Source organism: Sphingomonas guangdongensis (assembly GCF_900199185.1).
GTDB lineage: Bacteria > Pseudomonadota > Alphaproteobacteria > Sphingomonadales > Sphingomonadaceae > Sphingomonas > Sphingomonas guangdongensis.
The window spans coordinates 912,570-925,029 of the sequence record NZ_OBMI01000003.1; the positions used below are offsets into that span (position 1 = coordinate 912,570).

Genomic DNA, 12,460 nt, shown 5'->3' on the forward strand with positions numbered 1-12,460 from the left:
GTAACAATGCCGCTCGTAGGCGAGACGAGGGCCAGCACGCAACGGCGCGCACGCCAATTCAGCGCGCAGCGAGCTCGCTCACCAGCAACGGATCGGGGCGGCAGACGTAGGACGCGGCCGAGCGCTCGTCCCCGCCAGTGAACACCGCCGCGTTCGGGGCGGCGCAGAGCGCCCGCGTGAACTCGGGCTTGCCCACCGTCAGGCGGGTGCCGACGATCCGCTCGGGCGCCTGGCCCTGCTCGACCCAGCGGATCAGCGCCCACAGCATGTCGCGTGAGGGATCGTCGGGGTAGCTCTCCTGCCCCGATGCGCCGAAGCTGTCGACGCCGGGACCGCCGCGGCAGTGGTACATTCCCGGCACCATGAACAGCCGCACCGCTTCGTCCAGGCGTTCCACACCGCCGTTGGCGCGGGCGAGCGCCGCATAGTAATCGAGCGTGGGGCGGGCGATCACCGACGGGTCCGCCCAGCCCTGGTAGATGATCGCCTTGCCGCCGCGCGCCAGGAACGGCGCGATCCGGGTCCGATCGGCGCGCAATTCCGGCATGACGCGGTTCGCCGCCACCAGATCGGCGGTGCGCTGGAAGCGGTCCTCGTCCCAGTTCGGGTCGTTGTAGACGGCATCGGCCCACATCGCGCGGAGCAGCGGTGACGGCGGTCCCGGCCGGGTGCGGATGCCGGGCAGCAGCCCCTTGTCCATCGGCCGGCCCTGCTCGTCCGGCATCGGCGCGACGATCCGCTCCAGCATGGCGAGCTTCGGCGCCGACAGGCAGTCTCCCGCCTGCCCCGCTTTGCACAGCAGCGCCGCAGGCCGGAAGCGGCAGGCGAGCGGATTCTCGACGATACCGTCGGCGACTCCGTCCGCACGGTCGCACGCCTCCGTCGCCTTGCGCTCGTACAGCGCCCAGTCGGCGTCGGACAGCGCACCGGCCGGATCGTTCTTCTGGAGCAGCGCGCCCCACATCATCCTCACCGACACCAGCGGCATGTACGGCCCCGGTGCGCCGGCAATGACGCCGTCGTAGTCGCCGGGATAGTTCTGCATTTCCTTGAGCGCCTGGCGCCCGCCACCGGAACAGCCAGTGAAGTAGCTGCGGTTCGCGCGTCTGCCGTAGAAGCGCTGGACGATTGCCTTGGCCGCCGCCGCGGTCAGGTGAACGGCGCGGTGCTCGTAATCGATCCGCGCCTTCGGATTCGCCATCCAGCGCGCCTGCGTGACCTTGTGACCGCTGTCGGTGGTGACGGTGGCGAAGCCCTCCGCCACCCGGCGGCTCATGTCGAGGTAGTTGTAGATGCCGGCGTCGCCGCCCACGCCCGCGCCGAGCAGCCGGCCGTTCCACTGCGCGGGCAGCCAGAGCTCGAAGCCGATCGTGCCCTCGATGGTGCCCTCGACCCGGCACAGCGGCTTGCCGACCGGCATTGGCGCGTAGCCGCGTTGCGCGACTGTCGGCGTCCATCCGTTCTGCTCGGCGACGGCAGTCGCGCGCACGATCGTCGCGCCGCCCAGTTGAGCGCCCGCGAGACTCGCGCACGCGGCCGCCGCCGCCAGCAGCATCAGAACTTCACCTGCGCGGTGAGCGAGACGATGCGCGGGATCGGGTTCGCACCCTGCGGATCATAGCCGCCGGTGGTGTCGACGAAGGGCGGCTCCTCATCGAACAAGTTGCGGACGTCGGCGCCGATCGTGACATTGCGGGTCAGCTCGAACCCGACCGACAGGTCGAAGGTGTCGTAGTTGGAGATCTGCTGCCGCGGCGTGACGGTGGTGTTGAAGTAACCCGCCAGGTGATTCCAGGTCAGGCGGCTGCGCAATCCCCGCCACTGCACGCCTATGTCGGCCTGGTTGCGAAACTTCTGCGTGAAGCCGAAGGTGTCAACGACGCTGACCAGCCCTGATCCCGGCACCGCCTCGAACAGATAGTCGAGGATGTAGCTGCCCTGGATGCCGGCATCCATCCGGATGTCGCCCATCTGCCAGTTGTAGCTGAGCGCGAAGTCCAACCCGCGCAGCAAGGAGGTGCCGAGGTTCTGGCGGCGCCCGTCGGCGATAAAGGTGACCTGGCTCTGGTCGATCACGGCGTTGAGCGGCAGGCCGGAGTTGACCAGCCCGCTGATCGTTGCAGCCGTCGGGTTGAACTGCACGAACTGGCGATAGATCGGGTTGGTCAGCAGCCCCGGCGTACCGCGCAGCGCCTGGATCTGGTCGGTGTAGTCGATTCGAAAGTAGGTGAGGCTCGCGACCAGCCCCGGGATTTCGGGCGGGGCCGCCTCCACGCCGAATGACCAGGTCGTCGCCTGTTCGGGCTGCAGGTCGGGATTTCCGCCGGCAATGCCGATGCCGATCTGGTTGCCGTTCGGCCCCGGCAGCGTGTCGAAGTAGAGCCCGGCGCCACCGCCGACCGTCGAAACCTCGGTAAAAGTCGGCGCGCGAAACGACGTGCCATAGGTGCCCTTGAGCGACAGCCCGCGGAACGGCTTGTAGGTGACGCCGATCTTCGGATTGGTGGTGCTCCCGAAGTCGCTGTAGTTCTCGTAGCGAAGCGCCGCGCTGAGCGAGAGCTGCTCCAGCCCCGGTGAGGCGTTCCCCGCGCCGACGATCGGCACGAACAATTCGCCGAACACCGCGTCGACGTTACGCTCCCCATCGCTGCCAACCGCGACCGGCGCGGCCGAGGTGCCAGTCTGCAGGTCGGTGAAGGTGTACTCGACACGGTGCTCGCCGCCGATTGCCAGGCGAACGTTGCCGCCCGGCAGCGCGAACAACGTGCCGTCGGCCTGCGCGTTGTAGACGTCGAGTTTCGTGCGGCCGGTGATTACGAACAGGTTGTCGATCAGCCGCGCGTAGGTCGCGGGATTGTTGGTACCGCCGAAGACATTCAGCGCCGTCGCCGGGTTGGTGTCGCGCAGCGCCGCGGCGAGGGCGGCGGCGTTGGCGCCGTTCTGCCGCCGATTGTCGACCTCCTCCGACTCGCCATGGCTGTAGTAGGCGGTCGCGCGGAAGTCGCCGAACAGATCGACCTCGACGCCCCCGACAGCGTTCCACGTCTCGTTCCAGAACCGGCGCTGGATCTGCCCGAACTCCGGATAGAGCGAGTAGGCAACGGTGACGCAGCGCGTGCCGGCCGCAACCCCCGCGCTTGCCGGGCACAGCCCCGGCGTGACCCCGGCAGGTGCGACGTAGAACGGATTGGTGCTGGGCACGGCCGTGTTGATGTTGGCGATCAGCGGAAGCGTCCCCTCACGCCTGGACCAGAAGCCGTCGGCGAACACGCGGATGCGGTCGCCGATCTCCTGGCTGAGCGCGCCCGTCAGGCTGAAGCGCTCCTGGTCGGGGATGACCTCCAAGTCGCGGTCGTAGAAGCAGCGGTTGCTGGTGCCCGCGACCAGACTGCCGCGGTTCGCCGCGGTCACGCCGCCGGTCGGGATCGCGTAGCTGACGCCGTTTGCGGTAATCGTGCCGGGATTGCAGGTCAGCACCCGCAGGTCGCGCCCGCCGCGCGCGCGGTTGTCGTTCTGGTAGAAGTCGAGGTCGGTGCCGATCAGCGCCGAGTTGTAGGTCCACTCGCCGGCGAGCATCGCATAGCCGCCGCTCCAGCGCTTGCCGGCGATCGCCGATGCCTGACGCTCGTCATAGTTGCCGTCGGTGAAGCCGTAGCGGCCGCGCGCCTCCAATCCGTCGAAGTCGCGGCGCAGGATCAGGTTGACCACGCCGGCGACCGCGTCCGACCCGTAGATCGCCGAGGCGCCGTCGGCGATCACTTCCACGCGGCTGAGCGCGATGGAGGGAAGCACGGACGGGTCGGTGAACTGACCCTGGGTGCCCTGCGGCGGAAAGCGGCGGCCGTCGTAGAGCAGCAGGGTCGCGTTGGTGCTGAGCCCGCGCAGGTTGATGCCGGCCCCGCGTGTCGCGTTGGCCGCGCCGTTCTGCGCCGAACCGCCCGCCCGGTTGGCGCCGAGCGAGACCACCTGGGGCACGCGACGCAGCAGGTCGTTCGTGGAGGTGACCGGCGTTTCCGCGATCTTGGCCTGGTCGATCGCGATCACGCTCGATCCGACCGGCGCGATGCCGCGGATGCGCGATCCGGTGACGACGATGTCCTGCGCCGCGCCGTCCTCATCGGGCGCGGTGTCGGCGGTGGCGGGCGTTGCCGGCTGCTGATCGGTGACCGGCTCGGCCGTCTGCGCGGCGGCGGGTGCGGCGAGCGCGAGGGTCAGCGCGAGCGGGGCGGCGCCCAGCAGCAGGCGTTTGGACGTGGTGATCATGGCCTTTCGTTCCTCTCTCTATGCCCGCTCCCGCTTGTTGCCGCGAATGGGGCCGGTCAGTGGTAAGATCAGTTGGCTTCGGCGCGCGCTGCCCTTGCCGGCCGTGACGCGAGCCGCGGCGCGACCGACAGCAGCACGATCGCGGCGATCAGGATGGCCGCGCCGATCAGCTCGGCGGAACGCGGGTATTTGAGCCCCCATCCCGCCGCGAGGATCAGCGCGGCGCCGACGCCCGCGACCAGGCTGGCGGCACGCTCCAGCGGCACGCAATAGGCGTTCTCGCGCGGGTCGAGCAGGATGATGATCGCAAACACGGAGACGATCGTCAGCGTCAGTCCGATCACGAACAGCGGCAAGATCACCGGGTCGGTCCAGACCGCCAGGAACCCCCAGCTGAGCTCGCTCGACTGGCCGCCGATCCCGCTTGCCGAGACGATCGCGAGGAACAGGACGGAGAGCGGCAGCGCGAGCACCTTCTCCTCGACGAAGTAGCGGCGGACGGAGGCCGGATCGCCGCTTTTCGAGACCTTGGTCATGACGAGGAGGCGGAGAAAATAGCCGGCGGTGTAGAGCACCACCGTGAGGATCGCGATCGGCGGCAGCTTCAGCCCGCCGCGGTCGCCAAGCGTCAGCACAAGGGCACCCAGCACCATGACGAGCGCCGTCCAGCTCCACCAGCGCACCCGCCGCCCAAACACAAGATCGACCAGCGGCGCGATGATGAGGATATCGCCGCGCATCAGCAGCTGGATAAAGGGGATGCTGACGTTCGGGATCGTGAACGAGAGCGGCACGGTAAACAGCACCAGCGCAGTGCCGAGCCCCGACAGCAGCGTGTAGCGCGTGGGCACCGGCACGCGCGCGCCGGCGATCGTCACGCCGTGCGCGTCACGGTGCCAGCCCGACCACCAGATGAAGAGGTACGTCAGCAGCGTGCTGATGATCAGCGATGCGGGCAGCGTCTCCAGCCCGGTCAGCGGGCGGCCGAGCCCGGCGTGCGGAGACGAGGACAGCAGCTTCAGCAGCACCGCGTTTGGCAGGTAGGCGAGAAAATAGAGAAGGACGTAACCCTCCAGCGGAAAGTCGCGCCAGCGCATCACGCCGCCTCCGCCAGCTCGACCATGTCGTCAGCGGGCGTGTAGCGGGCGTTCAGCCCCGCCTCCTTCGTCACCGCCGTCAGATAATCGATCACCTCGGCATGGCGCGCGGTTCCGGTCTTGCAGAACCGCGGCACCGCGTCGCGGTCGATGTAGAGCGGGAGGAGGCCCGCACGGGTGACGCGCCCGCCCGCGATCTCCAGCCGCGCGACCATCGACAGGCGCGATGCGGGCGGGAAATTGTAGAGGCTGTCGAAGTCCGGCTCCCAATTTTCGGCAAGCACCCGAATTTCGTTGAAGCTCTTCGATGCCGCATGAGCGGCGTCCATGCGCAGGTCGGTCGCGAAATTGCAGAGCGAGTGGAAGACCGGCTTGCCCTCGATCAGCTCGCAGCCCTTCAGAATGTGCGCGTGCCCGCCGATGATCGCATCGGCGCCAGCCGCGATCGTCGCGCGGGCGACAGCGCGCTGATAGTCGGCCAGCGTCGCGCGGACGAAGTGGATGCCCCAGTGATGCGAGACGACGACCACGTCATGGGCCGCTTTGGCGGCGCGCACGTCCGCCTCCAACGCGGCCAAGTCCTCGCCGTGCGGCCAGCTGTGGATGCGCGCAGGCGTCCCCGGCTGATCGTGCTCGATCTGCTCATAGTGGGTAAAAGCGCGCATCGGTGCGCAACCCGGGCGCCGCTCGGTCGCCCAGTAATCCTGCGGCAGGATAGACGAGTAGGCGAGGATCGCGACGCGGGTGCCGTCACCGAGCGTGATGCTGACGGGGGTGCGCGCCTCGGCGATCGTCGCGCCTGCGCCGACCACCTGCATGCCCGCCCGCTCGATATTTCCGACCGTTTCAGAGAAGGCGTCGTTGCCCCAGTCCAGTACGTGATTGCCGGCCATGGAGATCACGTCGAAGCCGGCGTCGGCGAGCGCGTCGGCGCCGTCAGGCCGCGCCAGCACCGCGTGCCGGGCCTGCGGCGCGCGAACGCCGCTCAGTGCGAAGCTCGTCTCCAGCTGCCCGAAGACGATGTCGGCGGCGCGCAGCACGTCACGGGTTGCCGTGAAACTCTCCGCATAGTCCGCCCGGTCCATGGCGAGGTCCCCGGTCGCGAGCAGGACGTGGCTCATGCCGGTTTGACGAAGCTGATCGGCGTTGACAGGGCCCCGATCTCGGGGAAGCGGGTCGGCTGCGGCTCGCCTGCGAGTTTGAAGCCGGGGGCAGCGGCGAGCAGCTCCTCCAGCGCGACGATCAGCTCCAGCCGGGCGAGCGCAGCCCCCACGCACTGGTGCGGCCCGCGGCCGAACGCGACCGAGTCCTTCATGTTGGCGCGGTCGAGCCGGAACTCGTCGGCGCCCTCGAACACCTGCTCGTCGCGGTTGGCGCTGGCGTAGACCAGCGCGATCGGCTCGCCCGCGGGGATGGTCCGGCCGCGGATCGTCACGTCGGTGAGCGCCGTGCGCGCGAAACCGCGGTAGGGCGTGTAGAGGCGCAGGAACTCGTCGATTGCCGCAGGCACCAGCGCCGGATCGGAGCGCAGCCGGGCCTGGAGCGCCTGGTCACGGCCGAGATGCGCGGCGATCGAGCCGATCATGACGCTCGGCGCGATGATGCCGACCACCAGCACCTGGCGGATCGTGCCGACGATCATCTCGTCCGGCAGTGGCTCTCCATCGACTCGCGCGGCGAGCAGCGCGCTGGTCGCATCCTCGTTCTCCGGCAGCGGATTGGCGCGCCGGTCAGCGACGATCGCGCGCGCCATGTCGTAGAGCCACAGGCTCGATTCCTTGGTCGCGTCGACGTCATTCGACTGTACGGCGATGTTGTAGCGTTTGCCCACCTCCGTCAGCTCGCGCACCGCCTGCGGGTCCAGGTTCATCCAGTGCGCGAAGGTCGCGATCGGCATGTGGGCGGAGAAGTCCGCGACCACGTCGCCGCCGCCTGCGCTCACCATCCGGCCGAGCAGCTCCCGGCAGATGCCGCGGATCACGGGACGAAGCCGCTCCACGCGCCGTTCGGTCAACAGCGGAGCGAGCGCACGGCGATAGGGGGTGTGTTCGGGTGGATCGAGGTGGAGCGGCGGCCGACGCCCGGTGAAGGCGACTTTGGGCACGACATTCTGCTTGGAGGTGACGAAGCTGCGCCAGTCGGCCGCAGCCTCCGCGACGTCGGCGTGCTTCATCAGGGCCCAGAACCCGCCCCAGGTATCGCTGTGCGCGACCGGGCAACCCTGACGCAGCCGCGCGTATTCGACATGCGGGCTGTCGAAGGTCTCGAGCTGAAGCGGATCGAAGTCATGGCTCATAGCGATCAGCGTACGGTGATGTGCAAGCGCTTGCAAGATTGTTCTTTGCGGCAACCTTCGTCTTGTGAGTAGGGTAAAGCATGACCATCGCCCGCACGCCGCGCCTGGACGACGTTGCCGCCCGCGCGGGCGTGTCGGCCGCGACCGTCTCGCGCTTCCTGAACACCCCCGATGTGGTGAAGGACGCGACCGCCGAGCGCATCCGCGAGGCGATCGCCGCGACCGGCTATGTGCCAAACATGACCGCCGGGGCGCTCGCCACCAACCGCTCGCGCCTGATCGCGGCGCTGGTGCCCGACATCGCGCAGTCGATCTTCAACGACACGGTCGAGGCGATGATCGACGAGCTCGCCGCCGACGGGAACAGCGTGGTGCTGGCGCTGACCGGCGCCGACAATCGCCGGCTCGATCGGGAGATCAGCGTCGCACTCGGCCGCAGGGTCGACGCGATCATCCTGACCGGGATCGTCAGCGATCCGGATGCCCGCGCCCGGCTGCGCTCGCAAGGCACCACGGTCATCGAGACCTGGGGACTGCCCGATGATCCGATCGACGTGTCGATCGGCTTCTCGCACCGGCAGGCGGGTGAGGAGATGGCGCGGTTCCTGCGCGGGCGCGGCTATCGCCGGCCGCACCTGGTGGTGCCGCGCTCCACCCGGTCGGAACGGCGCGCGTCCGGCTTCACCGAGCGTTGGGTGCGCGACGGCGGCGAGGCGCCGACGCGGCTCGACGTCAACGTACCCAGCCACTTCGGCCAGGGCCGCTTCAGCTTCCGCGCGCTCGCCGACCTGCCCGAGCGGCCGGACGTGGTCGTGTGCGGGTCCGACTGGATCGCGCAGGGGCTGATCGTGGAAGCGCAGGCGGCGGGCATCCGCGTGCCGGATCAGGTCGCCGTGACGGGGTTCGGCAACCTGCGGCTCGCGGGCGACATGCGCCCGACGATCACCACCGTCGACGTCGATGGCGGCCGGATCGCGCGCGAGGTGATCCGGGTGCTCCGCGCCCGGGCCGCGGGCGAACGGGTGGAGACCCGGATCGACGTCGGCTTCCGGATCATCGCGCGCGAGAGTGCGTGAAAGGGCTTGCACCCGGCAGCGATCCGGCTAGCTTTGCGCCATAACAAAGCTGGAGAGAGCCGATGCGCCGTTCGCTGACCTTCACCCTGCTGACCGGCATCGCCACGCTGGCGAGCGCGCAGCAGCAGCCGCCGCGCGGCCCCGCTCCCGTCGATCCCGCGCTCGCCGCGCGCGAGGCGGCGCAGCGCGCGGCGGCGGACAAGCTCCCCGACGCGGCCGGCTCCGGCCCCTTCAAAGCGATCAAGGAAGTCGATCCGACGCTTGCGAACCACGTCGTCTATCGGCCCGCCACCATCCCAGCCAGCCGCAAGCTGGGCATGATCGTCTGGGGTAACGGCGGCTGCCGTGAGGACGGGGCGAGCGCGCGCCAGCACCTAGGCGAGCTCGCCAGTCACGGTTATGTCGTGATTGCGCCGGGCACGATCCTGAGCGGCCCGGGCGCGCCGCCGCCCCAGCCCGAGAAGCAGGGGCTATTCGTGCAGACCACCACCGCCGACGTGCTGGCCGGGCTCGACTGGGCGCTGGCCGAGAACAAGCGGCGGGGTAGCCGCTACTTCGGACGGATCGATCCGGCGCTGGTCGGGGTCGCCGGGCACAGCTGCGGCGGATTGCAAGCGATCCAGGCAGCGGCTGACCCGCGGATCCGCGCCGTGATTGTTCACAACAGCGGCGTCTTCGCCGACGGCAGCAACCCCATTCGCGGCATGACGATCGACAAGTCCGCCTTGACGAAGTTCCACACGCCGGTGCTCTACGTGCTCGGCGGATCAAGCGACGTCGCCTACCCGAACGGGACCGACGACTTCCGCAAGATCGCGCACGTGCCGGCCATGCTCCTCAACCTCAACGTCGGGCACGGCGGCACCTTCCGCGAGCCCGGCGGCGGTGCCGTGGCGCAGGTCTCCGCCAAGTGGTTCGAATGGCAGCTGCGCGGCGACAAGGCAGCGGCGCGGACCTTCACCGGGCCGAACTGCGGTGTCTGCACCGATCCCAAATGGACGGTGGAACGCAAGGGAATCAGCTGAGCCGACCTACTTGCACCGCACCCCGCGTACGCAGGGCCGCAGCATGGGGGACGGCGTGTGCGCGACGAAGCCGGCCGGGCGCCCCGGCCAGCGCCCGCTGTCGAGCCGCGCCTCCAGGTAGCGGATGCTGGCGAGCACCGTATCGGGCGTGAAGGTGCAGTGCCCGGCCTGGCGCACCCAGAGGCTCTGCACCCGCGCGCCCGCCGCCTCGGCATAGCCGCGCTGGAGGGCGGGTGCGGTCAGGCCGTCGCCGATCGCCTGCACGGCGATCAGCGGCACGGCGGCCCGCGCGTTGGGCGTATAATGCTGCATCATGTAGCGGACCGCTGCCGGCTTGGCGGCGATGGGCGGCGCGGCCTGCAGGCGCTTGAGGTCCGCGTCCAGATCGAGCCCGGCCGCCCGGTAGAGCGCCGCAACCATCGCCCGCCGGCCGGACTGGTCGAGCTGGCGGCGGTAGTCGACACCTGTCGTCCAGGAGAAGACGCCCCCGGCCCGCCGCTCCTGGTCCAGGCGCGGCAGGAAAACGCCGCGCGAGAAGCTGCGGGCGATCTCGTCGGCCTGCGCGGCATAGTCGGTCGGTGCCGGCTCCGCGCGGTCGCGACTGGTCCACCCGGGAATCCCCGCCAGCACACCGGCGAGCGCGATGCGGGCGCGACCGGCCGGTGTCGCGGCAGCGTCGGCGACGGCAGCCTCCACCTTCTTGCCGTTCGCCATGTCGTCGTCGATGTCGACGACGCGGATGCCGGCGTCGGGCGCGACCAGCGTGCGGAAGGCGGTGGCCCCGTCAAGCGCCATGTTCATCATCCCGACCGCGCCGCCGATCGAGGCGCAGAGCGCCACCGCGCCGTCGATCGCCGCCGGGCGCTGCTCGGCGAGTGCGGTGGTCACCAGTCCGCCCATCGAATAGCCCCAGGCGATCACCCGCTTCGGTTTGCCGTGGCGCGCGGCGAAGGCGGCAATGGTCGCGCGCTGGGCGGGAACGGCCTCCTCCAGCGCCCAGCCACCACTGCCGTAATCGGACCCTGCGATCGCATACCCGCGGGCGAGCAGCGCCTCCCGTAGCGCCGCTGGTGCCGTCTCCGGCTTGCCAACGGTCGGCGAGTAGCCGCGGCTCCACAGCAGCAAGGTGCCGTTCCAGTTCGCCGGACGCTCGCTCGCCCAACGCGCACCGCCCGGCAGCAACTGCGCGGGATCGGCAGGGGACTGGGCGGCGGTCGGGGATACCAACACGGCCATGCTGACGACGGGCACCAACCACCGCTTCATCGCGCTCTCCTCCGCTTTTCGCTTGCCTTCGCTTCCTCCGAATGAAAGCGTTTGCAGATTATGTTGGTAGATACAACAGCAGTGCCGCTGAGCCGCCACCTTGCCGATCATGTCGCGGCGATCGGCTTCGATGATCTGAACGACCACACCATCGATGCCACGCGCCGGGCACTCCTCGACGCCACGGGAGTGATGCTCGCGGCGAGCGGGCTTGCACCGGATGCGGCGCCATTCCGGGCGCAGGTGATCGCGGAGGGCGGCACCGCGGAGGCCCGGGTGCTCGCTACCCCAATGCGGGTACCGATGGCGGCGGCGGCCTTCGCGAACGGCGCGCTCGGCCACGCGCTCGACTTCGGCGACACCTTCGATGTCGGACCCGCGCATCCAAATGCCGCGCTGGTCCCTGCCCTGCTGGCGATCGCCGATGCCGACCCGACGATCGACGGCGCTCGGTTCCTCGCCGCCATGGCGCTCGGCAGCGATCTCGCCTGCCGCATATCGCTCGCCCCCGCGCGACCGTTCGAGGAAGGCGGCTGGTACCCGCCGCCCTTCGCCGGGCTGATCGGGGCAGCGGCGGCCTCGGCCAAGCTGCTCGGACTGGATGCCGGCGGGATCGTCCAGGCGATCGGCCTCGCGCTCTGCCAGGCGAGCTTCCCCGCCGAGATAAAGCACGACGCCGCCACCCGCCTGCGCGGGGTGCGGGAGGCGTTCGCCGCACGGGCGGCGGTCAGCGGGGCGCTGCTGGCGGGACGGGGCGTCCGCGCCTTTGCCGCGCCGCTCGAAGGGCGCGGCGGCTTCTTCGCGCTTCATGGCGGCGGCGTGCGCGCGGAGGTTCTGCTCGACCGGCTAGGGACCCGCTTCCTCGGAGACGAGGTGAGCTTCAAGCCCTGGCCGGCGTGTCGCGGCACCCACGCCTATATTGAGGCCGCGCTCGCGCTCCGCTCGCAGACGGCAGCCGACCGGATCGTCGGGATCGAGGCGGAGATCGGGCCCGTGCAGGAGATGCTGGTCAACCCGCCCGCGGCAAAGGCGGCGCCGGCGAGCGCAATCGAGGCCAAGTTCTCGATCCCGTTCACGATCGCCGCGGCGCTGGTTTATGGCTCGGTGACACTCGACAGCTTCGACGCGGCGGCGCTTACCGACTCCGCCGTCCTCGCCATCGCCGCCAAGGTGCAGCCGGTGCGCAATCCGACATGGGGCCGCGCGGAAGCGGCGAGCGGCAGCGTGACGATCGTGACGAGTGACGGCCGCCGCCTTCACCACGCCGTGCCGCAGGCCGCCGGCCATCCCGATCGCCCGATGCCGAACGACAGCCTGGTCGCCAAGTTCGTCGATTGCTGCGGCCGGGCCGCCGAGCCGATCACGGCCGAGCGCGCGCGTGCCCTCGCCGACCACCTTCTAGCCCTCGGTCCGGGAGCGCCGATCCTGCCGCTCTGA

At 69.9% G+C, this 12,460-nt stretch carries 9 protein-coding genes; 3 read left to right on the plus strand and 6 right to left on the minus strand.

Annotation, left to right across the window (positions count from 1 at the left end):
- Positions 1-58 precede the first annotated feature (58 nt).
- The 5 genes from CRO12_RS16580 to CRO12_RS16600 form a co-directional block, all read right to left on the minus strand.
- A complete protein-coding gene (locus CRO12_RS16580) occupies positions 59-1,555 on the minus strand; it encodes a tannase/feruloyl esterase family alpha/beta hydrolase (protein WP_245858564.1) in 1,497 nt (498 codons plus the stop codon).
- Positions 1,555-4,263, minus strand: a complete 2,709-nt coding sequence (locus CRO12_RS16585) for a TonB-dependent receptor plug domain-containing protein (protein WP_097065009.1) — start codon at positions 4,261-4,263, stop codon at positions 1,555-1,557. The genes CRO12_RS16580 and CRO12_RS16585 overlap by 1 nt, the downstream gene beginning before the upstream one ends.
- A gap of 68 nt (positions 4,264-4,331) precedes the next feature.
- Complete coding sequence (locus CRO12_RS16590; RefSeq protein WP_097065010.1) at positions 4,332-5,360, minus strand: hypothetical protein; 1,029 nt, start codon at positions 5,358-5,360, stop codon at positions 4,332-4,334.
- The gene (locus CRO12_RS16595) at positions 5,360-6,481 is read right to left on the minus strand and encodes a CapA family protein (protein WP_097065011.1); all 1,122 of its coding nucleotides are present in this window, start codon (positions 6,479-6,481) and stop codon (positions 5,360-5,362) included. The genes CRO12_RS16590 and CRO12_RS16595 overlap by 1 nt, the downstream gene beginning before the upstream one ends.
- Entirely contained in the window at positions 6,478-7,656 is a 1,179-nt protein-coding gene (locus CRO12_RS16600; protein ID WP_097065012.1) for a cytochrome P450, read from the minus strand. Before CRO12_RS16600 ends, CRO12_RS16595 begins: the two co-directional genes overlap by 4 nt.
- Before the next feature lie 80 nt (positions 7,657-7,736).
- Here CRO12_RS16600 and CRO12_RS16605 point away from each other — a divergent pair, with 80 nt between their 5' ends.
- Both CRO12_RS16605 and CRO12_RS16610 read left to right on the plus strand, forming a co-directional pair.
- Complete coding sequence (locus CRO12_RS16605) at positions 7,737-8,732, plus strand: LacI family DNA-binding transcriptional regulator (RefSeq protein ID WP_097065013.1); 996 nt, start codon at positions 7,737-7,739, stop codon at positions 8,730-8,732.
- A 62-nt stretch (positions 8,733-8,794) separates the two neighbouring features.
- Entirely contained in the window at positions 8,795-9,757 is a 963-nt protein-coding gene (locus tag CRO12_RS16610; protein ID WP_144033624.1) for a poly(ethylene terephthalate) hydrolase family protein, read from the plus strand.
- Between the two features lie 6 nt (positions 9,758-9,763).
- Here the strand turns inward: CRO12_RS16610 and CRO12_RS16615 are convergent, their stop codons facing one another.
- The gene (locus tag CRO12_RS16615; protein ID WP_097065014.1) at positions 9,764-11,023 is read right to left on the minus strand and encodes an alpha/beta fold hydrolase; all 1,260 of its coding nucleotides are present in this window, start codon (positions 11,021-11,023) and stop codon (positions 9,764-9,766) included.
- 81 nt (positions 11,024-11,104) lie between these two features.
- On the opposite strand from CRO12_RS16615, the gene CRO12_RS16620 reads away from it, so the two are divergent.
- Entirely contained in the window at positions 11,105-12,460 is a 1,356-nt protein-coding gene (locus CRO12_RS16620; RefSeq protein ID WP_245858565.1) for an MmgE/PrpD family protein, read from the plus strand.

Excerpts from the sequence above, each read along its gene's own strand:
- CRO12_RS16615 (WP_097065014.1), bottom strand. The coding sequence starts at position 11,023 with ATGAAGCGGTGGTTGGTGCCCGTCGTCAGCATGGCCGTGTTGGTATCC.
- CRO12_RS16590 (WP_097065010.1), bottom strand. The coding sequence starts at position 5,360 with ATGCGCTGGCGCGACTTTCCGCTGGAGGGTTACGTCCTTCTCTATTTT.
- CRO12_RS16585 (WP_097065009.1), bottom strand. The coding sequence starts at position 4,263 with ATGATCACCACGTCCAAACGCCTGCTGCTGGGCGCCGCCCCGCTCGCG.
- CRO12_RS16610 (WP_144033624.1), top strand. The coding sequence starts at position 8,795 with ATGCGCCGTTCGCTGACCTTCACCCTGCTGACCGGCATCGCCACGCTG.
- CRO12_RS16595 (WP_097065011.1), bottom strand. The coding sequence starts at position 6,481 with ATGAGCCACGTCCTGCTCGCGACCGGGGACCTCGCCATGGACCGGGCG.
- CRO12_RS16580 (WP_245858564.1), bottom strand. The coding sequence starts at position 1,555 with ATGCTGCTGGCGGCGGCGGCCGCGTGCGCGAGTCTCGCGGGCGCTCAA.
- CRO12_RS16600 (WP_097065012.1), bottom strand. The coding sequence starts at position 7,656 with ATGAGCCATGACTTCGATCCGCTTCAGCTCGAGACCTTCGACAGCCCG.
- CRO12_RS16605 (WP_097065013.1), top strand. The coding sequence starts at position 7,737 with ATGACCATCGCCCGCACGCCGCGCCTGGACGACGTTGCCGCCCGCGCG.